This is a genomic window from Photorhabdus akhurstii, from assembly GCF_019090985.1.
Classification (GTDB): Bacteria; Pseudomonadota; Gammaproteobacteria; order Enterobacterales; family Enterobacteriaceae; genus Photorhabdus; species Photorhabdus akhurstii.
This window is the reverse complement of record NZ_CP020335.1, coordinates 1,291,322-1,316,512: the sequence shown is the minus strand read 5'-3', so window position 1 is coordinate 1,316,512 and position 25,191 is coordinate 1,291,322. Positions and strand designations below refer to the sequence as shown.

At 47.2% G+C, this 25,191-nt stretch carries 31 protein-coding genes and 1 pseudogene; 10 read left to right on the top strand and 22 right to left on the bottom strand.

Annotated elements, in window-relative coordinates:
* Positions 1 to 58: 58 nt before the first annotated feature.
* The 7 genes from B0X70_RS05620 (at position 59) to B0X70_RS05585 (ending at position 4,136) form a co-directional block, all read left to right on the top strand.
* Complete coding sequence (locus tag B0X70_RS05620) at positions 59 to 736, top strand: hypothetical protein (protein WP_217471094.1); 678 nt, start codon at positions 59 to 61, stop codon at positions 734 to 736.
* Positions 711 to 1,073 carry a hypothetical protein gene (locus B0X70_RS05615; RefSeq protein WP_217471093.1) on the top strand — a complete coding sequence of 121 codons (363 nt, stop codon included), beginning with the start codon at positions 711 to 713 and terminating at the stop codon, positions 1,071 to 1,073. The genes B0X70_RS05620 and B0X70_RS05615 overlap by 26 nt, the downstream gene beginning before the upstream one ends.
* Before the next feature lie 17 nt (positions 1,074 to 1,090).
* Positions 1,091 to 1,564 carry a hypothetical protein gene (locus tag B0X70_RS05610; protein WP_217471813.1) on the top strand — a complete coding sequence of 158 codons (474 nt, stop codon included), beginning with the start codon at positions 1,091 to 1,093 and terminating at the stop codon, positions 1,562 to 1,564.
* Positions 1,565 to 1,877: 313 nt separating this feature from the next.
* Positions 1,878 to 2,627 (top strand): toxin C-terminal domain-containing protein, encoded by a 750-nt coding sequence (locus tag B0X70_RS05605; RefSeq protein ID WP_217471092.1) that lies wholly within the window; start codon positions 1,878 to 1,880, stop codon positions 2,625 to 2,627.
* A 3-nt stretch (positions 2,628 to 2,630) separates the two neighbouring features.
* Positions 2,631 to 3,086 carry a hypothetical protein gene (locus B0X70_RS05600; RefSeq protein ID WP_040150368.1) on the top strand — a complete coding sequence of 152 codons (456 nt, stop codon included), beginning with the start codon at positions 2,631 to 2,633 and terminating at the stop codon, positions 3,084 to 3,086.
* 134 nt (positions 3,087 to 3,220) lie between these two features.
* Positions 3,221 to 3,874 carry a DUF4258 domain-containing protein gene (locus B0X70_RS25005; protein ID WP_246593445.1) on the top strand — a complete coding sequence of 218 codons (654 nt, stop codon included), beginning with the start codon at positions 3,221 to 3,223 and terminating at the stop codon, positions 3,872 to 3,874.
* Positions 3,864 to 4,136: a hypothetical protein gene (locus tag B0X70_RS05585; RefSeq protein WP_105396845.1), complete on the top strand. Its 273-nt coding sequence runs from the start codon at positions 3,864 to 3,866 to the stop codon at positions 4,134 to 4,136. The genes B0X70_RS25005 and B0X70_RS05585 overlap by 11 nt, the downstream gene beginning before the upstream one ends.
* Positions 4,137 to 4,182: 46 nt before the next feature.
* Here B0X70_RS05585 and B0X70_RS05580 read toward each other — a convergent pair whose 3' ends face one another.
* Positions 4,183 to 4,266: a SymE family type I addiction module toxin gene (locus B0X70_RS05580; protein ID WP_228999109.1), complete on the bottom strand. Its 84-nt coding sequence runs from the start codon at positions 4,264 to 4,266 to the stop codon at positions 4,183 to 4,185.
* 310 nt (positions 4,267 to 4,576) lie between these two features.
* On the opposite strand from B0X70_RS05580, the gene B0X70_RS05575 reads away from it, so the two are divergent.
* The 3 genes from B0X70_RS05575 to B0X70_RS05565 all read left to right on the top strand — a co-directional run bounded on the left by B0X70_RS05575 (position 4,577) and on the right by B0X70_RS05565 (position 6,341).
* The gene (locus B0X70_RS05575) at positions 4,577 to 5,161 is read left to right on the top strand and encodes a tRNase toxin domain-containing protein (RefSeq protein WP_152544362.1); all 585 of its coding nucleotides are present in this window, start codon (positions 4,577 to 4,579) and stop codon (positions 5,159 to 5,161) included.
* The gene (locus tag B0X70_RS05570; protein ID WP_036774990.1) at positions 5,158 to 5,376 is read left to right on the top strand and encodes a hypothetical protein; all 219 of its coding nucleotides are present in this window, start codon (positions 5,158 to 5,160) and stop codon (positions 5,374 to 5,376) included. The genes B0X70_RS05575 and B0X70_RS05570 overlap by 4 nt, the downstream gene beginning before the upstream one ends.
* 257 nt (positions 5,377 to 5,633) lie before the next feature.
* A complete protein-coding gene (locus B0X70_RS05565) occupies positions 5,634 to 6,341 on the top strand; it encodes a hemolysin/hemagglutinin-like protein HecA precursor (protein WP_246593444.1) in 708 nt (235 codons plus the stop codon).
* A gap of 322 nt (positions 6,342 to 6,663) precedes the next feature.
* Here B0X70_RS05565 and B0X70_RS05560 read toward each other — a convergent pair whose 3' ends face one another.
* The 21 genes and pseudogenes from B0X70_RS05560 to B0X70_RS05460 form a co-directional block, all read right to left on the bottom strand.
* Positions 6,664 to 7,491, bottom strand: a complete 828-nt coding sequence (locus tag B0X70_RS05560) for a DNA-processing protein DprA (protein ID WP_246593443.1) — start codon at positions 7,489 to 7,491, stop codon at positions 6,664 to 6,666.
* 255 nt (positions 7,492 to 7,746) lie between these two features.
* Positions 7,747 to 8,499, bottom strand: a complete 753-nt coding sequence (locus B0X70_RS05555) for a TIGR03747 family integrating conjugative element membrane protein (RefSeq protein WP_217471090.1) — start codon at positions 8,497 to 8,499, stop codon at positions 7,747 to 7,749.
* A complete protein-coding gene (gene traD, locus B0X70_RS05550) occupies positions 8,480 to 10,633 on the bottom strand; it encodes a type IV conjugative transfer system coupling protein TraD (protein ID WP_217471089.1) in 2,154 nt (717 codons plus the stop codon). The genes B0X70_RS05555 and traD overlap by 20 nt, the downstream gene beginning before the upstream one ends.
* A gap of 103 nt (positions 10,634 to 10,736) precedes the next feature.
* A complete protein-coding gene (locus B0X70_RS05545; protein WP_217471088.1) occupies positions 10,737 to 11,261 on the bottom strand; it encodes an integrating conjugative element protein in 525 nt (174 codons plus the stop codon).
* A gap of 5 nt (positions 11,262 to 11,266) precedes the next feature.
* Positions 11,267 to 11,890: a lysozyme family protein gene (locus B0X70_RS05540; RefSeq protein WP_418889053.1), complete on the bottom strand. Its 624-nt coding sequence runs from the start codon at positions 11,888 to 11,890 to the stop codon at positions 11,267 to 11,269.
* Positions 11,869 to 12,606: a TIGR03759 family integrating conjugative element protein gene (locus B0X70_RS05535; protein WP_217471682.1), complete on the bottom strand. Its 738-nt coding sequence runs from the start codon at positions 12,604 to 12,606 to the stop codon at positions 11,869 to 11,871. The genes B0X70_RS05540 and B0X70_RS05535 overlap by 22 nt, the downstream gene beginning before the upstream one ends.
* A 2-nt stretch (positions 12,607 to 12,608) precedes the next feature.
* The gene (locus tag B0X70_RS05530; RefSeq protein WP_217471087.1) at positions 12,609 to 12,827 is read right to left on the bottom strand and encodes a hypothetical protein; all 219 of its coding nucleotides are present in this window, start codon (positions 12,825 to 12,827) and stop codon (positions 12,609 to 12,611) included.
* Positions 12,828 to 12,851: 24 nt separating this feature from the next.
* Entirely contained in the window at positions 12,852 to 13,403 is a 552-nt protein-coding gene (locus B0X70_RS05525; RefSeq protein ID WP_217471086.1) for a hypothetical protein, read from the bottom strand.
* A 230-nt stretch (positions 13,404 to 13,633) separates the two neighbouring features.
* Positions 13,634 to 14,089 carry a hypothetical protein gene (locus tag B0X70_RS05520; protein ID WP_217471085.1) on the bottom strand — a complete coding sequence of 152 codons (456 nt, stop codon included), beginning with the start codon at positions 14,087 to 14,089 and terminating at the stop codon, positions 13,634 to 13,636.
* A 9-nt stretch (positions 14,090 to 14,098) separates the two neighbouring features.
* Positions 14,099 to 15,280 (bottom strand): shufflon system plasmid conjugative transfer pilus tip adhesin PilV, encoded by a 1,182-nt coding sequence (gene pilV / locus B0X70_RS05515; RefSeq protein ID WP_246593442.1) that lies wholly within the window; start codon positions 15,278 to 15,280, stop codon positions 14,099 to 14,101.
* Positions 15,281 to 15,336: 56 nt separating this feature from the next.
* Positions 15,337 to 15,534 (bottom strand): hypothetical protein, encoded by a 198-nt coding sequence (locus tag B0X70_RS05510; RefSeq protein WP_217471083.1) that lies wholly within the window; start codon positions 15,532 to 15,534, stop codon positions 15,337 to 15,339.
* Complete coding sequence (locus B0X70_RS05505) at positions 15,534 to 16,001, bottom strand: hypothetical protein (protein ID WP_217471082.1); 468 nt, start codon at positions 15,999 to 16,001, stop codon at positions 15,534 to 15,536. The genes B0X70_RS05510 and B0X70_RS05505 overlap by 1 nt, the downstream gene beginning before the upstream one ends.
* Positions 16,002 to 16,604: a type 4 pilus major pilin gene (locus B0X70_RS05500; RefSeq protein WP_217471081.1), complete on the bottom strand. Its 603-nt coding sequence runs from the start codon at positions 16,602 to 16,604 to the stop codon at positions 16,002 to 16,004.
* 74 nt (positions 16,605 to 16,678) lie between these two features.
* The gene (locus B0X70_RS05495) at positions 16,679 to 17,764 is read right to left on the bottom strand and encodes a type II secretion system F family protein (RefSeq protein WP_217470308.1); all 1,086 of its coding nucleotides are present in this window, start codon (positions 17,762 to 17,764) and stop codon (positions 16,679 to 16,681) included.
* A pseudogene (locus B0X70_RS05490) lies at positions 17,757 to 19,309 on the bottom strand (GspE/PulE family protein). Before B0X70_RS05490 ends, B0X70_RS05495 begins: the two are co-directional and overlap by 8 nt.
* 13 nt (positions 19,310 to 19,322) lie before the next feature.
* Complete coding sequence (pilP, locus tag B0X70_RS05485) at positions 19,323 to 19,808, bottom strand: type IV pilus biogenesis protein PilP (protein ID WP_112896253.1); 486 nt, start codon at positions 19,806 to 19,808, stop codon at positions 19,323 to 19,325.
* Entirely contained in the window at positions 19,795 to 21,111 is a 1,317-nt protein-coding gene (pilO2, locus tag B0X70_RS05480) for a type IV pilus inner membrane component PilO (protein WP_217470309.1), read from the bottom strand. The genes pilP and pilO2 overlap by 14 nt, the downstream gene beginning before the upstream one ends.
* Positions 21,112 to 21,134: 23 nt before the next feature.
* The gene (gene pilN / locus B0X70_RS05475) at positions 21,135 to 22,769 is read right to left on the bottom strand and encodes a PilN family type IVB pilus formation outer membrane protein (RefSeq protein ID WP_246593522.1); all 1,635 of its coding nucleotides are present in this window, start codon (positions 22,767 to 22,769) and stop codon (positions 21,135 to 21,137) included.
* A gap of 84 nt (positions 22,770 to 22,853) precedes the next feature.
* Positions 22,854 to 23,288, bottom strand: coding sequence for a type IV pilus biogenesis protein PilM (gene pilM, locus B0X70_RS05470; RefSeq protein ID WP_217470311.1), 435 nt, complete (start codon positions 23,286 to 23,288; stop codon positions 22,854 to 22,856).
* 6 nt (positions 23,289 to 23,294) lie between these two features.
* Entirely contained in the window at positions 23,295 to 24,344 is a 1,050-nt protein-coding gene (gene pilL2, locus B0X70_RS05465) for a PFGI-1 class ICE element type IV pilus protein PilL2 (protein ID WP_217470312.1), read from the bottom strand.
* A 147-nt stretch (positions 24,345 to 24,491) separates the two neighbouring features.
* Positions 24,492 to 24,806 carry an Abi family protein gene (locus B0X70_RS05460; protein WP_472853263.1) on the bottom strand — a complete coding sequence of 105 codons (315 nt, stop codon included), beginning with the start codon at positions 24,804 to 24,806 and terminating at the stop codon, positions 24,492 to 24,494.
* Between the last annotated feature and the right edge of the window lie 385 nt (positions 24,807 to 25,191).

Genomic DNA, 25,191 nt, shown 5'->3' with positions numbered 1-25,191 from the left:
ATTGGTTGTAACTGACTGAGTGCATTGGGAAAATCGGTGTTCGATAATCAACTTCGCAATGGAATGCGTTGTTATTGAGAATAATGCGCTGGCCTCGCGAAATCTGGGCGATTGCCGCACGCTGTCACCGGAAGCGTGCGGCAAGGCTAAGGAGCTGAGCCAGCGCATTCTGGATAAAGGCTTGCCGTCAGTGGAGGACATGCGCGGTAAACTGGCATCGTGTCAGGATGACAGTTGCCGTAAAGGGGTCTGGACGGAATATCGGCAGGCCAGTGATGCTACCATCAACACCCTGAAACAAATGGCGCTGAATGGCGAGTTGAGCCGCGAAGAGCTGGCCTTTATCAACCATGAGGTGGGTAAAGAACTGGCGGTATCGGGATACCGTGCCAATGACAAGCTAGGGCGTTCAGAGCAGAGCAGTTGGTTAAATGGCGGTAGTGGACCACTTTCTGGGTTCTTTAACACGGAACTGCGCCAAAAAGAGCTGGAAAACGCCGGGTTATCCAAAGCCGATGCGGCACAGTACGTGAAGGAAGAGCAGCGGAACCTGATGGTGCTGGAAACCGCGGTCGGGGCTATTGGAGGAGCAGCTAGTAATAGGGGGCAGTCTAATAGTAAAACCAGCGTTGGAAAAGGAACGATAATTGATGCTAACAATGTTAAAGAAAACATTGCTGCTAGCCAAAAAGGAAATCGCTCAAGTAATTTTGGACAGCATCTGGAAAAAAGATAAGCTGATAAATCCAGCAACAAACAAGATAGTCACTGAGCATGTTATTGTTTCTTCTGGAAAGGCGCCGAAGACATCAACACCTAATTCTATTTATGAAGTATCCAGGGCGGATGGAACGAGGAGTATCACTTATTATGATAGTAAAGGACGTACATTTTCCCGAGAGGATTATGGACAGCAAAGAACTCATGGTGAGTTGGGTTATGATGAAAAAGGTAAGGTTCCACCTCATGAACATAAAATTACTTATAATGACCGAGGGTTTGTTGATAAGCGCTATTACAGAAAAATAGATAAAGATGGTAAAGCGATGGGTTCTTGGGTACCAGAAAAGTAATTGTTAGGAATATAGATATGTCAAATGATGTTTGTGGTTATCTAGAACCGATACTAGATTCGGATACAAATATTGCCTTAGATGATTTTATAAGCAATAGCAAGTTAGGAATACAGGCTATACCTAGAAATGAGCTGTATAATTATCCAGATAATTTTACTCCAAATAGTGATTGTTTTATATTTTTGATTGGTGATGTACCTGGTTATCCTAACGCTACTTATCTGACAGATTATTATCAATATGATCCTGAAACAGTGGATATAGGTTTTCCAGCTAATCCCAAGGAAAGATTGGATATCCTTATAACTACCTTGCTTGATATGATCAAAATCACGAAAGCAACTAAAATGGTTGTTTCAATTACAGAATGTGAACAAATTGAAACAATCAAAAAAATTCATGTTTCTGAAATGCGTGATGTGATACATGCAGATTTTGAGATATATCAGGCACCGCCAGATACGCTTTATGAGATCACCTGTAATTAGTTAAATCATACAAATGACATAGATCCCAGCCTAATGAACTGTACCCCAAAAGTTGGGATCTTCCTTTTAGCCACCAGTTGTTCAGAGCATCGTGGAGGCCTCTTGCGGACTCTTTGCCGCCCGTCCCCGCAGAACTTGCACCCATTGCCAAAAAGGGCGCTACACTGAAACACGAGCATTGGGAAAAACGGGCGTTCAGGGGCAAAAGGTGCGTCTAGGCGTTTTGGGTTCAGCGGTAAACAAATATTAGCAAAACTGACGGGTAACTGACTGAGTATACAGGAAAAATAGGTGTTCAACGGTCAACTTCGCAATGGAATGCGTTGTTACTGACAATAATTTCTTTGGTAAACTAATAACAGAAGGTTGTGCAATAGCTGCTCCGTGCCGAGCCAAAGTGGCAGAGAAAGTCCTGGAGATAGGCGTTAAGGCGGGTATAACCGGAGTGGTAGCGAAGGAAATCGCTGATAAGATTTCTTCAGAAGACTTAGACCATCTGATTATGCTTCAGATGATGGGAAATGATGCAATTACAGAGAGTTACCTAAATACACTTCAGGATAAATATACTCAAGTTGCTAATCCAACTGACCTACCAACACATACCGGCGGTGATCAATCCGGTGATATAAGGAAATACCCTAATCATACCGGTGGAAACCAGCAGTTAAAGCCGGGTAGTATACCGAACCATACAGGCAATGAGGAAAATCGGTCTGGCATTGCACCAAATCATACCGGCAATACGGAAGGTAAGCCGGATACTGGAGGGAATGCCACAACTACGCCGATTCCGGAAGAGCCAAATAAAGACGACTTAGCCTATCTGGCTCTGAAAGGAAAAGAAGCCCAAGAGGCAGCAGGGAAATTAGGCTTTGATCGGAGAATAGCTCCTCCTAAAGCACCATTTAACTCACATGGGCAACCTGTATTTTTTGATGGTAAAACCTATATTACTCCCGATGTTGATAGCCATAATGTTACTAATGGTTGGAAAATGTTTGACCGTAGAGGCAAGCGAATGGGGACTTACGATAGTGATCTGAACAGAGTTAAGGACTGATTGATGTTTGGTATATTTCCCGGTGATGCACCTATCAGAGAAAACAATGAGCTAGTTCTGCCTGCAACAATTATTATTGATACATTTACAGAAGCAGTTCACATACCTTTATCTTATTGGAGCTTTGAGGATTACAAGCGGAGTTGGCGAGCTTCTCTTGAGGAGGGTATACACAGTAAAAAACCTGTGGCGCTAGCTGTATCAATGTATGAACCTGATTATACAAATTTTATCTTTGTTTGGGTCATATATTTCGCAGGTGAGGAAGTTTTCTTGCAAAATAGCATCCTCTTTTTAGATGAGTGTCCAGGTTTTACTCCAGAGAAGATAAATAACTTCATAGAGTCGCGTACTACGTACAATGAAGACGGAATGAAAATATCTGAATGGAATACTGATCTGAATAGCATTATAGATTTTTATAACAGTCTTAAAGTTAATACAGAATCCCAGTCTTGAGTTAGGATTTTTACTTTATTGTCCACTAAATTATAATTGAGAATAACTATCTGAGCGCGGATCAGATAGACGACTTTGCGGCCAGAGCCAAAGGGTGTGAGGGACGCGGCGCCTGCAAACAGATCACGAAGGAAATGGAAGATCTGAGCCTCAAGCAGCAAAAAGAGCTGATCGCAGTGTGTTCTTCCAACCCCGCCGCCTGCAAGGAAAAATACGGCGATATCCCGGCTAATGGTATGCTGGTACGTCAAGCCATCGATCGCGTACTGGGTGACGATGTGCCTTCACGGATGAAGAATGACATGTCTTCTCTGTTGGCCCAGCAGATTGAAGCCGAAGGCGTCGTTTCGAGTACGGAATTTGCCAACCAGTTGCAAAGCCGCTACGGTATCGATAAGCAGCAGGCAGAAATCCTGGCGAGCGCTGCACTGGGTGCTGTGACTGGAGGATTGGGTAAAGGTAAATCTGGAAACTCTGCAAATAATACAAATTCTGGGGCTACTCTCCCTATGGGAGGTAAACAGAAGCAGATGAATCAGCCTAAAAATCCCTCTTACCAACCCGTAAGGAATGAACCTGCGACTATTAATAACAGAGAGTATTCCGGTCATGCCTTGGATCGTATGCAAGATCGCGGAATCACTCCATCTGTTGTAGAAAATACCATCAAAAATGGAATATCAACCCCGAGTAGAGGGGGAACGACTGTTCATTATGACCCAATGAATAATGTATCTATTGTTACTAATGAATCAGGTAAAGTGGTAACGGTGAAATATGGAAAATAAAGAATCCTTGATAAAAGATGCGGTTAACTCATTAGATGACTTAATGGTGTTCTCTAGGTTCATTAATTCATCAGAGGATCTGTACGATGATGAGCGATATCAGAAAATATGGTTTGAATTAGAAATAATTAATTCTGTTGCTTTAGCTGAATGGGAAGATCAAGGTCGACCAAGTGATTGGACTAAAGAATGGAGCATTAAATTTAAAGAAGAAGCCACTGAAGTGATGGCTTCACTTATTAATCGAATAAAAGAATGTTAATAAAATTCCCGGCTTTATGAATTGACCAAGATCTTTCTTTTAGCCGTCAACCGTTCTCTACCAGCCGGATAATCAACTGTCCGGCTTCGCTGGTAATAGTGATCGGGGCTCCTGTGGTAAACCCCAGCACGGCCAGCCAGCGCCCCTGGGCACCCGCCGCCCAAGCAAGTTGGGCGACGTTCGCCCGTTGCCGAAAAAGGCGCTACACTGACAAGGGCTTGGCGGGGAAAACCGGTCTTCGGGTACGAAAAGCGCGTCAGGGGGTTTTGGGTTCAGCGGTGAACGGACATTGGAAAAAACGGGGTGTAACTGACTGAGGGCATTAGGAAAATCGGCGTTCGATAATCAACTTCGCAATGGAATGGGTTGTTGCGGATAATAATGCCCTAGCTATACCAATGCCACCACCACCGATAGCCGGTTCAAACACGGGTGAAACCGTGAATGAAGCAAATCAGACAATAGCTTCAGCTGTGGACAAAAAATTGAAGGAAATGGGAGAATCTATAGATAAGGCGACTCAATGTTCCTTTGGCCGGGTATGTTCGTCAGATTATGTAGATGGTGAGAATCAACCCAATATATCAAAGGATCTGACAGATTCAGAGAAAGCCGAACTTGGTGGTTCAGGAACAGGAACACCGGGAGGACATGATCCAGAAGATGAGCAGAATGCCAGAAATAACAATCATATTGGCAAATGGTCAGTTGATGAATTGTCAAATGGAGCAAAATATACAGATCCGGCCTCAAAAAAAGGCGATTTGACACTTGCTGGTCGCGCTCTACAAAAACATGGTAGTCGGCCAGGTAGCATTTTTCCAGAGGCTAAAGGAAACCCATCTGCGATAAATGAACAAGGCCAAAAAATTGTAGATAGTATATTGAATGACCCGAACAAAAAGGTGATTCAAAGTAATACAGGACGATACGGTCAAGTTACTGATGTTATATCTTCTAGTGGGCGTGGATTACGTTATGATGCTCAAGGTAGGCTTATAGGATTTTTGGAACCACCGAAATGACAAATAAATTAACAGCACAAATAGCGAGCTTGCCAGATCGAGAGAATGTTGTTTACGAGATCTTTTGGGGTACAGATCAAGTAGCAGAAGTCTCGAATGAACCTGAGCATGGCATGAGAATAGAGATCTTTTCTTGTCCGAATGGAGGAATATGGAACTTTGACTTTAGAGAATTCCGTGCTCTTGTAGAGCAAGTAGAAAAAAATATTATCTAAATATTTACCCCCCCGGTTTGTAAAAGCCGGGACTGTTTTTTTAGCCTACTCCGTCAACATCACAATGGCGGTAGTAAAGTTAAACGGTTGCTTACTGAGCAGGTTGTTATTCTCTAACCACATCTGGGGAAAGTGGACTATCTGGCTGAAAAAGCGCGTCGGGGCATTATAGGCTGGGTATCAAGCTGCACAGGGAAAAATCGTTTGTAACCGACTGAGTACATTGAGGTAATTGGTATCCGGCGGTCAACTTCGCAATGGAATGCGTTGTTGTGGACAATAACCACCTAAGTGTGGAGAAGAATCAATCGCGCAGTGAGGAACTGGTTAATTGTCAGGGTGATACCAGTTGTCGTGCGACTGTCAGGGATAAATATCGGCAGGAATATGACAAAGTTCAGGAGCGGATAGCAACGTGTTCAGGCGCTGACCAGTGCGTTGCCGTTGCCAAAGAGCTGCGGGCATTGCAAGGTGACTACAGTGCCCGGATAGGCGAAATTCAGGAAAAAGCCAGAATGCAGGGGCTGGATTCCCTTACGCCGGCAGAAGTGCGGGAATGTGCAGATTTACGCGGTGCGATGTCAAATATTGACGCATCACGGAATTTGGTGCTCCATCGTGCCCAAGTCACCGGCGGCTCAGAAGAAACCACCCAGGAAATCGTGAAGATTATGGGGCAGACGGGAATTGCGGCGTCTGCGGGGGTGGCCGGAGGGATCAGTAAGGCTGGAGCAAAAGGAATAAAGGGAAGCCCTATACCGGTTCCTGATCCTGTGACAACTAATAATGGATTAGTGTATAAATCAAACCCTAAACATACCCCAGGACAAATAGGTTATCACCGTAATGCCGGGACTGAACCTAAAAATTCGGTCGAATTGTTTGGCAATTCAGTTGCTATTGTAGAATACTTTTGTGTCACTAATTCTCTAAAATCAAGTTCTGGATTTGAGCATTTACATTGATTAAGAATAGATATCAATCTATCGTCATAACCAATGTCAGTTTTGCACTTTGACGGAGGTATTGGAACAAAAGTTAAACGTTGAAGAGTGCTGATATGAGACAACATTTCAGCTATTTTATTTATTGCCTGCTGCTTATGTTTATAGTGATCTTCAGTTCGCTGTAATACGCTCTTTTTTAGATTTATTATTAGCCTATTTGTTTCACTGTAAGCATAACCTTTCCTGGCTGTATATTCACCATAAAAGTAACAAGTGTCGTCTTCTGCAAGATAGTAGTGATCTCTACGACTCAGTTCATCAATTTTCGTAAGACGGTAAGTCACAGATGTTCCCTAATATCCTCATAGTCTTTAACCCTTATAGCCCCTAACGCTTCATATTTTGCCGGCCAGCTAATCGAAGTATTCTTGAAACAAGATTCTAATATAAATAATTTCCTGCCTTGATTCAAAGCCGCTCTAGCTTGCGTCATCGTTCCTGAGGTATCAGATGCCTCAACGATAATAGTCGCTTCAGATAATGCTGACATAGTCACATTACGCTCAGGAAAAAACAGACGATTACTACGGTAATCTTGCTCAATATAACGTTTAAATGGTACCTGGCTAATTAGCAAATAGCTTTCTCTAATAGCCTTTTGGAGCTCACTATTCTGTCTTGGGTAAATATGAGACAACGGAGTACCAATAACCGCTATTGTGTTACCTCCCAACTCCAACGCAGTCGTATGAGCAACCGTATCGACTCCCTCAGCCAAGCCAGAAATAATAGTAAGTCCATCATTCACAAGACTTTTAACTAGCTTTCTTGTTCTACGGCGACCTTCATCAGATATCTTTCGTGAACCGACAACAGCCACACACCGAGTATTAACTAAATCCCACCAACCTTGATAATAAAACAATTCTATTGGGTAACGAGCATCTCTCAATTTATCAGGATACTCACTAGCTCCGTGCACTCTAACACCTAAATGCTCCACAGAATATTTATTAAGAATATATTTCAGTGACTTTTTGACAGACTCTCTTTCTTCTTCGGGGACAAGTTCAGATGGTATCGTACCATTAGGTGCTTGCCGGAATTTATCAGCAATAGTTTTAAATGTGGCACCCTGCTCAGTCCACAGCGCTTCATATGCAGCCATCTCCTCAAATGGAGATATCGCTCGTTCGAAGGAATCTGAAGATCCAAAATCAAGTTGCAACATTTTATCTGTTCCCAATTCATAACATAAAAGGTTACTAAAAACACCTATACGGTAACTGCCGAAAAGGCAGTACAAAAACATGCTAAATGGTTAACTGAGTAAATGCCATTATTTTTTCTTTTTACTGCCAAATTAGGCTTTTTCGCTGAAAAATCTAACAAAAATCATTAAAAATTTTACCTATTTATTACCTCAAAGATATTTCTTAAAAGTACTCATCATCACGGTAATAGCGACCCCTAATAGGAGAGCTGCGGGTAACAATAATAAATTGGGATACACAGCCGATGGCCAGGAGAGATATAACAGACAGGGTACACAAAACGCCGGTTTCACAAACCGTTTGGCATGATGATAAACAAAACTCGACTCATAAGCGGCACCATAACGCCGCAGGTCACGTCGGTTTAGTCCTTCAACGACAGCAACGCCTATAACCATCACAAACAATGGCAAAAACAACACCAGAATAGTGAGCCGGATAATAAAGGTTACGGTCACATATACCGTTGCCAGCAAGTACTTCCGCAAACTTTCCGCCAGTAATACACTCCAATCGCTCAACTCTCTCACCATCTCATAGTGGCTCCGAGCTTGTACTGTATGCTGTTGGTTAATCCAGTCCAGTGCACCACTGTCTACAAACACCCACTGATAACTCCATTTTAACCCGATACTGAGCGTAGTAGCGGGCTCTGATAACAGTAAGCTGCGGGTAAATTCCTTAGACAACCAACCGCTTTCCGTGATCATCACTTGCTGGCTGTGTCTCTCTCCCTGTTCCGTCCAGAAAAAAGCTATCCCAAGGTATTCAATCACTAAACTAAAAAACAACGATACCAGCAAGAAGCCAATAAGCATCCATGGCATATCCCACAGGACCGTTTTTAACGGACCTGATTTTTTCGCTGGCATCTGCTGCGATTTAGTGTTCTGTTGCGTCATCGTCAGCTTCCCCATCAGGCGTCAGCAACGCTGGATTTAACATCACATTGAAATCAATCTGACTGTCATTTGGCATTGAGCCCGCTGACCACCAGGATTCACTGGTACGGTAATGTTTACGCATATCATCAGCGATTTTTTGCAAACTTGCCGACATCAGGTCATCATCATCGGCTGCTGGCAACGGCATGCGGATCTTCCATAACCGTCCCCCTTCAAGCAAAGCAAATGCCTGACCTTTCGGCAAGTTAATCACTTCGGCAGGCGTAATTAACGGCGTTCTAATCGTGCTAACCCGATCCTGGGTATTAGAGGTAAAATGACCGCCTTGCTCTGGACTGGAAATATCGGTAATCCCGGAGACCAAAGTTTTAGTGTACACTTCCACCTCTGGCAATTGACGGGTTAGCAGCTCGGCGGTGTTATTTTCCCTAACCCGCAGCATAACTAAGGTATTAAAATTTCCTGTTACCTGTGCCGCTTTAGCACTGCTGCCAATACGTGCTTCAATATCAGACAAAGTCTGGGTGTACGCGGTTACCTCTATCCCGGCACCACCACCCTTATTAATCAGCGGAATAAATTCATCGCCCATTAGCTCATTGAATTCATCACAATGTAAGCTAATGGGGAGTTTTCTCGTTTTACCTTCTGGTAAACCGTCATCCAGACCAAATTTGTAGATATGACCCGCAACGGAAACCAAGTCTGCGAACATGGAATTGCCTACTGCCGAAGCCACTTCAGCATCCGATAAAGCGTCCAGCCCCACATAGACAATACCTTTCTTACGTATCACTTGTTGCCAGTCAAAGATGGGACGCGGATCATTCATATCCGTGTAATCTGGCGCCAACAGAGCAGCTATTTTCCCCGTGGTCAGCTTTTCCAATAATGGCAACAGGGATGCCACAATTTTGTCAAAATAGGTGCGATCATAGCGAACCGCACTGCGCAACCCGTCCAGTATCGGATCGTAGAGTTTTTTCCCCGCTTCTGAGCTTAGTGCCATTTCAATCGCCCAGATTTTCACTGCATTCGTCTGCCCCTGCATATTGCGTGGCAAATCGTCTTCCGTCAGCAGACCCAGACTTTTCTCTACCTGCTCCCATAACACAGGCAGGCATTGCCTGATAATTTTTTCAGCATAAGTTTCATACAGTTCGCCAATATTGGTGACATAACGTAATATCAGGGTGTAATCTGGTCGCTGCCCCAGAGCCACCAAAGCACGAGTAACGATATTGACAAAACGCCAGGCAAACTCACGAAAAGCGGCACTGTTACCCGCCCCACTCAATTGTCCTGCTATACGAGAAGCGACTTCTGAAACCCGACCAAAACGCCCAACAGCATTGTAGCGAGCATTAATATCCGGCCAGCCCAGATGAAACACCTGGAACTCATCTTCCCGCCCGACACGATGCGCTTCCGCCCACATGCGTTTGAGCAGGTCTGCATCCCCTTTCGGATCAAACACAATCGTGATATTACCCCGCCGGATATCCTGCGTGATGAGTAACTCTGCCAGCCGGGTCTTACCAACACGGGTTGTACCGAGGACCAACATGTGCCCGACCCGCTCACGCAAATCCATTGACACATTGACTTCATCTGGTTCAATGCCATGCAATGCTGGATTGCCTCCTACTGGCGGCAGTGGCCTCACCGGGTTCCACGGAGAATCACGTTGCGTCAGACGACATAAAGAGGGCAATGGGTACTCAAACCGCTGCTCAAATGCCCTCGCTAATTGATAATACCGGGAAGGTTGAACATAACGTTCGACTTCCGGGCGCAGGGTATCCAGAAATCGTTGTGTATGTTTTTGTTGCCAAAGAAACCCTTTCCCCAGAAACAATCTCTGATGACTGACGGGTACCTGGTGGCTGGCCATCACATAACGGGGCAATCGTCGGATATTGCGCCGGTAGTTCAGTATATGTAACCCCTGCCGGAATCGGAGACCTGATAACATGCCAAAACCTGCCGCCATGACATAACTGACCGATGGTGACAATGCCACAGCCCACGGCGCTACGATACAGACACCGGCGGCAACCGCCGAAACAACAGCGGTATTCAACTCAACAGCCGGACGTAACCGTGCTTCAATCACATAACGATCGCTCATCTAGCCCGCCATAACACCACAATTGCCAACAACAATCCCAACAAAAGCACCGGGAAACTGTGTGGCAACATCAGTTCGGATAATATAGGATGACGGGGCCACATCAACGCACCTGCTGGGTTAAGCCAGTATCGGTAATCAACACTGGATAATGCTGTAAGCGCAAACGACGAGCCAAATCACTGCCGGAAGCGGGGGCTAATACCAATCCCTCTGCAAGCTGACGCAGTTCATCCAGTTGTGCTTTATCCCGCACACTAACCAGCAACCCCACCGCCTGCTTTTTCCGAAGGCCAACCAAATTTTTCTTCAACCACTGTTTTGACAAGGCATCATCCCCAATCATGAACAACGCCCCCATTCCTGGCAATTGCAACGGACGAACGTCAACAGGTCCGGGAGACAATTCCGGCGTTTCCACCGGTAACATGCCCCCTTCGGTTAAATCTGGCGGGGCCGCCTCCGTATTTGAAGAAGTCGTCGGTTCATTGTCCTGAGCGTTAATGGCCTCAAAATACGCTGCTGTAGATTGTCCACCTAAATCAGCCACAATAGTCAGTGCAGCCTGAGAGCAGGGCGTCAATATCATCATCATTAAAAATAAACGGCAGCGATAACGGATTAACATCTTCTTTATTTTTCCTTCGGTTCAATCCAGGTCTGTGTCGTATTAGCCACAGCAATATTGGTGGACAAAACAAGATATCGGGTTTCTAGCGTACTCAGTTTACGTGCGACGATTTTCCGATACTTACTCGCAGGCTGACCGCCAGCGGGATGGTGATAACAGCCTGCCGCATTCAACCAACTACCCGGATTGGATTGATAACAGGTTTTCAGAATACGGGCTGCCACATGAAGATTAGTATAGTGGTCCAAGGCATCCCAATAAGAACGAAAATAATGGCCGTTCCAGCCTAAATTCACTTGAGTAATCCCCACATCAATACGTTTGAGGGGTACGCTACGCATAAATCCCTGCAACGCCTGCCAGACCGCTTGTCGGGTTGCATAACGATAACTTTTTCCAGCCACATTGAGCGTCCACGGCCAGGGGCGTTCATGTTTCTCCTGTGGCAAACGTTTTGCCGATTCAGCCAGTGCCAACGCATAAAGCATTTCAGCGGGTACGCCATGAACCCGCGCAATCTGCTGGTACCCAGGCGGAACGACCTGTTTTACCGCAGCGGCCATACCTTCTGTCATCCAAAAGAGACTTCCCGCCACAGCGAGACTCAAAATGCCACCACACGCCATCCGTCATTCTCATGTTGTAGTACGACCGGCATTTTCCCCTGACCAAATTGTCGCCAGTGTCCTTTGTCATGATTAAGCGTGATTTCTCGGCTACGGACTTTTTCTGATGGAATATGATGTTTACCTGCCCAGGTACGTAAAACATCATCGTTGCCTTCGCTATCTACCAGGTAAATATCCACCTCACGGCCAGCTGACAAGGCAGCAGCCAGCCGGGCATCACAGGCTGCGCAATCCTCTTTCACAAATAACGCCAGCCGCCCCTGATTACCCTGTGCGATTCCGTCCCCCTTGCCTAAATTAACCGGCAAAATATTCGGCGCCAGACGCTTCCAGGCCGCATCCACCGCCCGCTGGAACGCCAACTCTTTTTCAGTACGGACATATTCCTGTTTAACCCACAATTCTGCATAACGTTGACGCGCTTGTACTGTTTCTGCCTCAATACCCAATGCACTCAACGGATCGAGTCCAGGAGACTGAATGCCCCGTTGTCCCTGCATCAATTGCTGATAACGCTGAAACTCTGCTTCCGTCAGCCCCCACATTTGCGCCTGAATACGGTAGTTTTCAGCCTGCGTGACCTGTTGCTGAGTCGCTTTCATTCCCGTCTCTGTCTGTTCAGAGATAGCAACCTGTGCCGCCGAAGCTGACAGAGACATAAAAACGCCAATCAGCACCACCTCCTTCCTCTGGCTGAAAAAATCTTTTCTCATCATTACCCTCCATTAACTGACAGAGTTTGACGGTACCCTTGTACCTGGAACAAAGCCTGATGATCGGAGATACTGACCAACGTCCACTCAAATGCGCTTTCACCCAGGGTCAGTAAGCGCATTTGAGATATTTGGGAATGAGGATCTGTGTCTCGTGGAATAATAACGGCATAAACTTGTTCTCCCCGACGTTCAATACCAGAAAGTATGAAAGGAGCCACTATCCGTTTCTTCGCTCGAAGAACTTACCGATCAGGTGTGCCCGCTTTTTTACCAAAATGCTTTTCCTGCTGAGATTTCCACGTGATTAATGCGTCAACGCGCATTTCTTGCTGTTTCACGGTATTTTTCAATACACTTACTGCTTCGGTAAGATCCTGATGCGCACGGCTTAAATCAGTCACTGACCGTACCAGCGATTTCTGTTGGTCGTTGACGGATCCCTGTTGCGCTATCAATGTCTGATGAAACCGGTCATTTTGCATTTGCCAGTCCTGACGGGAGACAAAGCCGGTATCCGCTTTATCAAACCGCTCGTGTAGCTTTTGCACCTCATCAGGCAAATACCGGAATGATCCATTTCGCATCAATGACTGAAATTCCACTAACTGATGATGTTGCTGCCATACTACGAATACCAGCAACGCTATGATGACAATAACAAGCAATATTGACAGATACCCCAGACATTTTTTTAACGACAACAACCTGGATTGGGTCTTTTGAGAAACCGCTTTCTGAAAGCTATCAATTTCAGCCTCAGACGTCGGCGACAGAGGAGGGATTTCAGTTGTCATACAACACAACATCCTTGTTTGTTTTATTTGGCACTGTGCCTGGCATACTTTTCAGTACTATCGGGTTGCTTGACAAAACAACCGACACAGAAATGCGACTTATTTCAGGTCGTGATTAGAGTCTAATCATATGATTACCCTGATACAAGGAAGCATACTGTGCAAAACCAGAGAGGATGACGATAAAAAACTCAATATGAAAAAACGAAAATTACCCCCAATATAAAATGTTATTTTTCCTGCTTCACCACCACCATAACACCACAGGCAGCCGTCGGAACATAACGCCACTCATACAGTAAGTTTTGTAATGTAATCCCTGTTCGCTCCCAGCGAGGGATAACCACGTTAACCATCCGGTAACGCCATGTCGGGTAACGTGCCAGAACCGAACAGGCCAGCTGTATCTGAGCAGGCCGCATCAAATGAGAACGAAACAAAATATCCCTGTCTGCCCGCAAAAGTGCCCCCTCAAGTTCGCGAACAAATGCCGCATGAAAGCACCGGGTTCGGCTCCGTGTCAGACGCCCTATCCTGTCAGTCGGGGAAAGGTGAATGACGTAATACCGTTTTTTCCTGCGCCGAACCCCCGAACAGATAAATCCCCGCCAGGGCGTTAATCCGCTCACCAGTGCAAAGCAAGGACAACACGAAACCACCAAAATAAAAATCAGATATACGAACATGTTACGTTTTCATTTACAGCAGGTAATGACATAAGCTGATTCGCTGCGTTGGTGACCCACAAATTTAAGTCCCGCCGCATAATATCCGGGCTGACATCGGTGTTCAGCAAAATCACGTCCGCCCCAGTTTCCATCCTGATAACATTGATTCTGCTGCAAGGTGGCCTCTGCTTTTGTCCACAGACCAGACTGGCAGGACAATATAGCGCCTTTGCTGTCACGGCTAACCAATCCATTGGGTAAACAGGCCGTACCCGCCACAGCCACTTTATCAAGTTGTAAAAACTCCCCTGTCGACAGACGACCATCAGCCCGAAGGGCGCCGCCTTTGATTTGCCCCTCCGTATAAATGCTTTTATTATTGACGCTGCGAAGCCAGTTGCTGTCTGACATCATCCAACCACCACCATAGGTTTCATTTAACCAGCCTTTATTCTTTGTCGTCACAATCCAGCCATCGTGGCTACGAATATCCCCCTGAAACTGGCCGGCATTCGCCCGGATATCGCCACTGAAATGACCAGCCTGTGCATTCACGGTAGCCGTATTGTTCAGGTTGTTGCCTCCCATATTAATGTCAGTATGCATTTTGTTCAGCTCCGGACGGCCAGGGACAGCAAAACGGTACAATCGGTCACTCTCCTCACGGGCAGTAGATAACTCATCTGCGCTCAATAACACGGCCAGATGACCTTCACCACTGTTTATCCCAAAATCCTTTAGAGGCACCGTCCATGAACTCATTGCGCCGGTAGCCGTCTTGCCATCCCGAATATATCCCCCCAATCCGATAGAGATATCCATCGATATCAGGCGCAGGGCTTTATAAGGTAATGGGCTCCCTTCTTGTGTCACCACCATGGCCTGCAATAGTGCCGGATCCTGGGTATTGCTCACTACAGCGGTCTGATAGCGCTGTCCTGAACTGTTGGTGTCTTTGAATCCGGATGGCAACAGCCCCGTTTTTCTCAACATATCCGGGGTGATCATCACCGGTTGGGTTGTCGTTGCTGAACTCCGCAATCTATCATAATAACGGCCAATATAAGCTTTCGACGCTGCACTGAAACGACTGCTTTTCGCCGCCATGACCTGCCAGGACTTCTCTGTCAGATAATCGTTGTAAATGCGGGTTCCCAACGCCGCCAGTACCAGCAATATCATGAGTCCGGCAGCTGTGCCCAGCATCATGTATCCCCTATCCGGCCCTCTGCTGCTGCCACAACAACCCTTTCTTTCTGTCACTATTAGATTACCCATATTGGCTGATATAATCGTTCCAACAACATGACCACACTCCCTAAACTGAGCCAAGGTCCCAGCGGCCCACCTTTCATACCTTGATGAGGTAATTGTGCCAAATACCACAGCACGAAACCGGACAGACCAATCAAGCAACCTATCAGTGCCGGTAACCCTGTCAGCCAGGCACACAACGCTCCCATCAGCCAGACATCCCCATTCCCAGCGCTTCACATTGAGAGTGCCGGTTCATCAACTTGCGTAACACACTCATCCCGGCAAGCATAAGCACCGTAGCCAAAAGAGTTATTGACACTGACGGCAACGAAATACTGACCAAGACACCGGACACCAGGCAAGCCAGTGTAAACTGACGAGGAAGCCAGCCACTCAAAACGTCTATAACCGATAATTGCAACAAAAAACTCAACAGCAACAGTGCGGCTATCCGCTCCATCAGCGGCGCTGGTGATAACAACATCAACGTGCCCGACACCACGTACAAACAGATAGCCATTCGTGGTACCGGATGCACTGAACACATCAACAGACCGTATTCCTGCAAAAATTGACTCACCGGACGAAGCAGCACGCATCCGATGACAAATAACGTCATCATAACCAGAGGGGTATATTCTGTAGGAAAGCTAACTGCAATCAGTGTCTTCATTTAACCATTAATCGTAAAGATCAGTTTATTGGTCCCGGTACGACCATTGTTCCTTGTGCATTCTGTACTGGCACTTTCCAGTGTCACCTTGCCATCAGCGTGATGAGTATTATTAATAGTGATCTCTGATGCACTTCCTCCCCGGCTCATCCCAGTCGCTAATGAAACACAGGCAGACTGAGGGACTCTCTCGTAAGTTACCGTGAATCCATTATTAAATCCCCCCGTGCTGCTCGGTCCGACCTTAACCTGACCACCCCAGATATTCCACAACGTAGCATTACCAGCAGTCGTATCACCGCGAACCGTCATACTCTTCGGTATGCCACCCAACTGAATCAGGACGCCGGTCATCTTGTCTGCATTACTAAATTCATACCCGCCGCTGCCTTTCATTAACCCCTGAGTACTGGAGATGATAGTTTGCAGATTCGTTGTTTCCACAACCGCATCCTTGCGGTCATACAACATATAAATGCCCCCCAAAACTACAGTAATCACGGCAATCACAACCAGAGCGACCGCGCCATTTTCCAAAATAGCCCAACCCCGCTCAGGGGAACGGACCATTCGGTCTTGTTTCTGTATCATCATGTACTGCATTGATTTATTCCTTATATAAAGGGTTCTTTACGGAGAAAATCGTTATCGTTAAAAGGAGGTTTAATTTAAGGGGATTACGGCATGATGTTAGCCATGTTCTGTATTTCCATAACGGCCAGCAGGATCAACATAAATGTCCCGACAACCAGCAACAGGGAACACAACATGACCAAATTGGCACGCCTGTTCACCCGAACAATGGTTTGGTCCAGCCACCGCTCACCATAGCGTCCAATCATCTCAGGAGTACCATCACCTTCCGTCAGCAATGACAGAAAATTCACCGCTTCCTTTGACGGAAAGTCATAACCACAGTGATGCAATGCCCGGCCAAAGTGATCCCCTTCGCGGACACAATCAGCAATAGACTCCAGACGAATCTGTAACCAGGGAGATGCAAAGCGTTGCAGGATAATTAACGCATCCAGCGTCTGAACCTGGGCACGCAAAAGGGAAGCCATGTTCAGTAAAAAAATGGCGCCCTGAATATCGCTATAGACCGACCAGGGGATAAGATGATCCGCGATGCGACGCAGACGGTTGACCCACCGCGGGAGCGAATACGCCACGCCCACAATAAAAGAGAGCAGTAAGACACCACACCACAGAAAAGCATGCTCAAAGAATGTCGCCATCCCGTTCAGCCATGCCAGCACCCCCTGCCAGTTTTCCGGATCTGCAATATTTTTTAGTGTTGGTACCAATTCTGTTGCGGTGATCACCAATAATCCCGCCATCAGTAACACCAACAGCAAGGGATAAATCATCATTCTGAGCGACACTATCAGAATACGCTGACGGCAACCTATCAGTGTAATGGCCTGACTCAATGCTTCAGGCAAATGACCGCTGCGCATACCCGCACTAATTAACGCCGCCTCTTCTACCGGTCCCCAAACAGCCAGCACATGTTCCAAGGTATTCGTTTGACTGTTATCAGTGAGCGCCGAGATGCAATCGTCAATGAGTTCAGCAAACGGATGCCAATGGGTATCGAAATGCGTATACACATCACGTATCTGCCGCAACGCTTTCAATAACGGTATCTTGTTTTCCAGTAAAAAACGCAACGCCTCATAGAAAATGATGCGATAACTCGGTAAGAACGTGTGGCGAACTAACACATAGCGCAGACGGCTAACCCATGACATTTCACGCATCACACGGCTCCATCAGCAAATAATCATCTTCATCCAGCGGACAAACTAAATCGGCTTCCAATGGATCAATCAGCCCGGCATTCAGCTTATTCAATAGATGCTGGCGACGAGTAATCCCGCCTAGGTTCGATACCCAGTGTTGTCTCGCGGCCTCTTTGCCCTCAGTCATCAACAAGGTAAAAAATCGAGCATCTGGCCTAATGACTTCTGTCACCACGCTACGACCAGTTACTCCCCGGCTAACAATCCGTCCGCTCAAGGTAATCGTCTGGCAACAATGTTCACATCCTTCGGGATGACGAAAATACAAATTCTCTACGCAACAGGTACCGGGAGCATGGCAATAACGCATCAGATAAGCCCGTTGTTCCTCATCCAGTACCGCCTGTTTCTGTGCCCAAGGTACCCGACAGTGTGGGCATAATGTCTGTACCAAACGCTGACTAATCAACGCAATCAAAAGCTGTGCATCAGCAATCAGCCCCGCATTCACCCCCATGGTTATCATGCGCTCAGGAATACCGACTGCGCTATTGGTATGCAGCGTCGTCATGACACTATGTCCTGTTTGCGCAGCATAAATTGCCGTTAGCATGGAAGTCAGGTCTCGCATTTCGCCTGGCATAACGGCATCTGGATCAAGACGCAGCGCAGAGGTGAGCGCTCGGTGCCAGGCAAGCCTGACCGCCTCTTCATCACTTTTGTCACACACGATGGGCGTTTGAATCGCGCCGGCAATCCTCCCTTCAGGGGGTCTTCAACGGTCAATAACCGTTTTTTACCTCCTGTCCTGTCAAGATACTGGCGACAAAAAGTGCGTAATGTCGTGGACTTCCCAGAACCGGTTGGTCCCGATAACACAATCAGGCCCTCGGGCAGTCGCAAAATACGGGAAACCAATTTGATTTGTTGCGGCAAAAAACCTAATTGTGTCAGTGTAGGCACTTTGTCACCATCATCAGCAATCACACGCATCACAACATACAAACCATCTGCGGTTGGCGTATGGCTATACCGGGCGCCATACAAATGTACCCGACGCAGAAAATCCGCTTTAATCCTCCCGTCCTGCTGACGGCCGGGAAAAAATTGCGTTTCAGTGACATCACACATCGACAGGATGATCGTGGATGCCAGTGCCATTCCCTCCTCTTCCGACAGTTCATTGACGACTTCCAGCTCACCGTGAATACGCATTTCAATTCGGGTCAATCCCGGACTGATGGTCAGGTGAATATCTGACGCATTCAGCTTTTTTGCCAGTTCAAAACAGGTCAGTACCTGCTTCTGACGTTCACTCACATCAGTTAGGTCCGACAGACACACGCCCTGTTCATTCGTCCGCTGATGTTGTTTCTGGCGGTTCGCCTGCAATTCTGACAAATTGACAAAGCGAATTTCTGCTTCTGGCGTGGCTTCAAGTAATTGCATGACCCGCGTCTGAACCTGTGGATCGCCCCGACGATTGTTGTCAATTAATACCGTAGCCTGCTGTTCTTCACATAACAGCAACACGGCATCATTAACCTGGATACTTTCTTTCATTCCCTGTCTTCTCTCAGAACGTTAATACCGAGCCATCACTTAGCGTGACCGCAGAAAGCGTGATCACCTTAACTTTGAACTGAGTGCCAGGCACTGCGTCACCGACAGCTAACTCCATCACACCGCGGCCCGGCAGGCTTACGCTGGCCCGCAATGCATGCCCCCGACCATAAATCTCCTGCACCACCGGACGGGTCACAGGTTGTCCCGCCGTTATCACCGGTGATACGGTCATCGGCAAATCAAGGTCATTACTGCCCGTTAACCCCAAAGGCTGATTTTCTGTCAGTTGGCGTTGTAATTTAGCCTGCTGCAATTCCGCTTCCAGCAACAAATTTTTCGCGTGTAAATGCTCTAACTGCCCCACAGTCACACCCGCAGATGCTTCTGTCATCCCTGTTACCGAAAGAGCGCTATCCTCTGTTGCCCATACGGGTGAACTGATAAAAATTAGCCCACTTAACACACTGATACACAAGGCAGTATTATTTCCGGGCATAAATGTATCCCTCAGTCTGATAGGTTAACTGTCCCTGTGAGGTCAGGGTAAACGTGAGGCTGTTCAGTCGCAGCCCTGTATCATCCAGTTCAGCAAATAGCCATGCTGGCATCACCCGGCTACTGAAGCTGAACAGGTATTCTCGCCAATCCTGGGAAGGTATAGATTGCCCGTCTCCCGGTAATGCCGATGCTGGAGTCAGTTCATTTAACGTCAGAGGGATCTGCCATTGCTGGAAATTCGAAACCATCTTCATCAACTGTACTGAAACAGCAGGCACCGCTTCATTGCGAACCGGCAAAGGTTTCCACGGCAGGAATACCCGGCCTTCTTTTGCGCCCTGAACCAGGTCAAAAACCGGTGACTGCTTAAATACACTCTGTACACGCTGAACAAAATGCGCTGCTGTACCGCCAGGCATAATCTCGTAGTGAAGGCGGACGCCATCTTTTCGGCATGAACCTGCCGTCAAGCGCCAACCCGCCAATAACACAGGGATCGTCCGACTGGTCATGACACAACGTGCCAAAAACGCGGGTAACAACGGCTTATCGGCCCACGGATGAGGTAAGTCAACCGGTTTTGGCGTTTCTTCAAACAATCGTGATGCCCTGACTTGAACAGTTTCAGTCATCGGTAATCTCTCATCGGGAGATTTTCCTGACTGCAATAACCCCCATACGACAATCAACAACATGATAAATACGGCCATCAACAATAATGGTGTCCGCCACCGCCGTTGCAGGCGACACATCCGATACTGATGAGCAGACAAAGCAGAAGTTATTGAGCGCCAATGCGCCGGATTATCAGGGTCAGATACCACCCGCCAGCTTTTATCTGGAGCCGGGTTAAAAGTTAAAAAACGGGACAGTGCTGCATTGACACTCTCGCGAGTTCCAACAATATCGGCCATTACGGACGGCAAACCATTCTGCGTCGCCAAAAATAACCATTGCCCCTCGCCCAAATCGTAAATCCCGTACCCGTTTGGGCCGGAATGCGATAAAAAAGCGATGGCTAAAGAATACGGTGTGTGACGGCAATACAATTTCCTGATTATTCCCGTTCCCATCATGCGTGTAGTCTGCTGACGTCTCCCCGAACGATTGCCCACGACCCGATGTACATCGGCGTATTGAGATCGACTGGCTACCGGACGAACACGTTGCCTTCTGCGGGGTCCCCGTTTCACCTTCATGTACGGTGACCAACGCAGGCCACCGATCCAACAATAGCGCTCGGCCTTTACAACCGTGACTTCGGGTATCTCACCGGGTATTTCTAAATCGATGCTTTTCATTGATTCATGCAGCCTTTCATTCCTCAATCCAGTAATACGGGGGTGATCAAAATAACCAACGTGCTGCGCTGATTCTCTCCGGACTGGCCTCCCCCAAGCAGGAAATTACCCGGTGTAAAGGTTCCCGCCTGAGTCACCCGAGTATCAGCCTGTTCAAATCCGGTGAGTACCAGCGCCTGCCCGGCACGTAGATTCACTTTCTGACTCAGTGAACGTAACCGGGTATACGGCATCTCGATATAAGAATTGCCTTCTTTAGATGTGAATAAACGGATAGTCGGCGGATCAGACAGGTTAAAAGCCACTTGTAACTGAACATCCCCATTACGCTGTATCAACGGCAACAAAGTCATATTAAACCCGGTAGTGATCATCCCAGGCGTCAGAGCTGTGGTGGCTCCCACATCCGTAGCCGTCGTTGTACTGCTTTGAGCCACATACACCGTCTGATCAGCCATCTGTATCGGAATGGGGGTCAAATTAGTGGTCGCACTTCCTTGAGACGTCACCACACTGACATTACCTTGCTCGCTCAACGCCTTTATCAACAGGCTGGAACCGGAGAGTTTTGCCGCTTTCCCTGTGGCATTTTCCAAAATACTGACACCCGTAGACGTTGCCCCACTGCCCATACCGCTAAAACTGCCAGATAACGTAGCCCCCAAATTATGCAATGAGTTATAAACTAATCCCCAGTCCAACCCCATTTGCTCTTTACGGGTAGTGCTGACACTCAGCACCTGAACATTCAACAAAACCTGACGGTTGAGAACAGTATTTTGTTCTTCCACATAACGGGATACCGAATCCAGTACCGCCGGCGTGTCTGTTACCATCAGCGTTCCACTGGAGCTTGACAACCAGAACCGACCCCGCTCGGGCGTCAACATATTTTCGACTGTCTTACGGATGTCTTCGTATAAATCACTGTTCAGATCAACCGTCGTTTTCTGTGAAGAGCTGGCCTCCCCAGAAACAGAATTGTTGACATTACCACTGCCCCCTGATGTCCCCATACTACTGGTTGAACCTGAGGCAACACTGGCATTACTACTGGTACGGGTGTTGAGAACATTCAACTGAAATGTCCGGGTTTCGAATCGATAAAACACGACGGCCCTGTTATCCATCTTCCATGCAATCCCTAACCGGCTGGCAATATTGTCTAAAAGCCCCGTTAGCTCCCCTTGCCAATTGAGACCCGTGAGTACTTCTGACTCTCGACGCTCATCAGCATCAATTGAGTGTATATCGCGATCATCCAGCCAATCCAATGGCATACGTCCCTTATCATCAGCTGTCGGTAATGCCCTATTCATCTGGCGCGTCAACCCACCGGCAGTGGTTGATACTCGTGCTAAAACATCGGGCGCGACCGTGACCCGAATACCACAAAGTTGGGTAATGCGTTGTCCCAGTTCCGGTAATGTCAGCCCGACTTTACTGTTAATCGTTATCTGACAGGACGGTAACTTTACCGATGCGACAGGCTGAACTACCGGTTTCAGATTCACCCAGGGTTTATCTACCCAGGTTACTACTGGCTGTTTCAGGCTATGCTGTTGATGCAAATACTGTTGCGCTACCCGACTTTGCATACTAGCCTCACGCGCCATATTATCCACTGCCCGCAAGGTGCAACCGGACATCAGCGCCATGCCTGTTACCGCCGCCAGTGGAACAAGGCAAGTACAAAGCCTGAGTGAATACAGTTTATTTTTCATCAAATCCTGTTCGCTTTTTCAGTTGAAATACACCACATCACCATCGCTAATCCCGTCAGGGAGAGTGAGTCCTATCTCTTGACCAGATAAGCCATACAACCGTCCCTGCCGGACTTCACCAATCAACATTGACCCCTTAGTGCGTTCGCGCAGAGCGGTTACAAGACCGGGTATTTCCGGCATCCACACCCAGAGCCGATCTTGGCTGATAACATGCCGGATACGGGCATCAGGCTGAAAAGGCAGAATGAGCTTACGCAGATCCACCGTGCCATTTTTAGATGAGCCGCCACGCCAGTGATTAATGGCACTGGCTAATAGCAACATTTGGTCTGCCAGTATTCGAGCCCTTGCGTTGTCACCATCGACGTGCAGTTGTTCTGCCTGTCGCAGCTGTATACCCCCGGCAATCAGCAGAAAAACCAAGGCAAACCCACTGATGACATACCCCATCACGGCTTACCGGGTTACCGGTTTATCACTGACTGAAATCAGGCACTGAAGGCGACTGACTTCGGCAAACAACGGTTTCTCGGCCTGTCTATAAAGATCAAATAGTTGTACCAACAAGGACTCAAAGTTGCCTTTGAACGTCAACGGCGCATCAATGCGGTAATCCGTCGGTGACGACCACACGACTACCCAGTGTCCCCCTACCGGGCAATTCGTTGTATTAGCCCACCGTTCCAACATTCCACGCAAAGTGGTTCCCGTTTCCGCACGCCAGATGTTGCCTATCGGTATCGTTGTCACGGGTGTACTGCCGCTGAGTAAGGATTTAACGGGCTGAGTGGGCAATACAGAAGAAATGGCCGTAGGTTTTCCTCCTGTCACAGGAATTTTAGGGGTATCTGTTTTCGGTCTTTCAGCTATCAGGGGCTTCGCTGGTAACGGAGTGGCTAATATGCTGTTGGACAATGTAGGTGCCGATAACGCCGGTGAAGAAGATCTCTGCAACGGTACCTGCATTTTTGGCGGTGTCATCCGGCCAACCGTTGTCTCGGAAAACTGACGATATTCATCACGTAAAACAAAACACACTTCACGATTCACCTCATCTACCCGGATACGCCATGCAGACCCGGCAACAATCTGCAACGCTTCACTGAGCCGTATCGGCCCAATTTTGCGTTGAATAGCCGGTAATGGCCTGCCTATCAATTTAACGAAATGGGTTGCGGCGGTATCACACAGCGAATAACCGGTTCCAAATAGCAAATAGCGCAATCCATCACCAATACGTTGTACCAACGGTACTGGCATGGTGATATTGATGATTTGATTTAGGGGTTCACGTTGCGCAGCCTGGCTGCCTACACTCACCAAGGTATAGCGATCATAGCGCGTAACTTCTGGTGTCAGAGAATAGATATCGGATACGGCGGGACTTTCCTGATGAGAACGGTGAAAACTTACACCGGATGCAGTAGCCTCCTGAGTTTGTCCGGTACACCCAGCCAATACCATGACGGGCAGCCAACTGAGTGAGAAAAAAACAGGGTTTTTCATGAGCATTCCCGTGCAGGTAATCTTAAATGCGGCTTACTGTGCGGGGATCCGGGACTACGCTCAATACAGAACTCTTTTTGCAAAATCAAAAAAAACGCACCCATCGAAGTCAGTGCGTCAAATGAGTCAATTTGTCAGAGTGAAAAGTTAATGCCAGAGCGGATCTGCCCGCCAGTTATGGGCAAACCCAGCGCTACGCAGGTAAGGTCGAATCGCCGGATATCGCTGGATCAGATCATCAATCGTGTCAAAAAAGTCCAGGCTGGTAATACCAAGCGTTTTGATCATCTGATTCATATCTTTTGGTGCAGACAGGTTGACGTTCCAAAGGCGGCTATGGTGGGCACACTTGTTGCGAACATCATGCAACATGGTGACCCAGTTAGACAAAGTTGAAAATTTTCGCGCACCAAATTCAGCCGCTAATTTTTGCAGCGTGCTACTGGCCGGATTGAGGAACAGATGCAGGTAAATTTTGAAGTGGTGATAGCTTATCTGACTAAGAATTCGTGCTGCATCGGCAGTATTCTGAAGCTAAAGATACTTAACCTGTAAATCAACAACAAGCTCCCCGGTGAGCGATACGGCTTTGGATAGAGGGTATAAGGCATGATTAGCCGTCATTCCTGAAGAAAAAAAAGCCCACTAACATCCCCTAGGGAACATTGCGAGCGTTGGTAAAGTTAATACTACGCCTGGCGTAAATTTTGTCAACGCATTTTGATACTTTTGTCAGATTCGCATAGGGTTATTCTCGGTATCTGTAAGTAACCGGGCTTTTGAAGTATCCTAGAAATTAAACCACAACACAGTGCGGTGGAGGCAAAAACAGCCAATCCCTCGATAT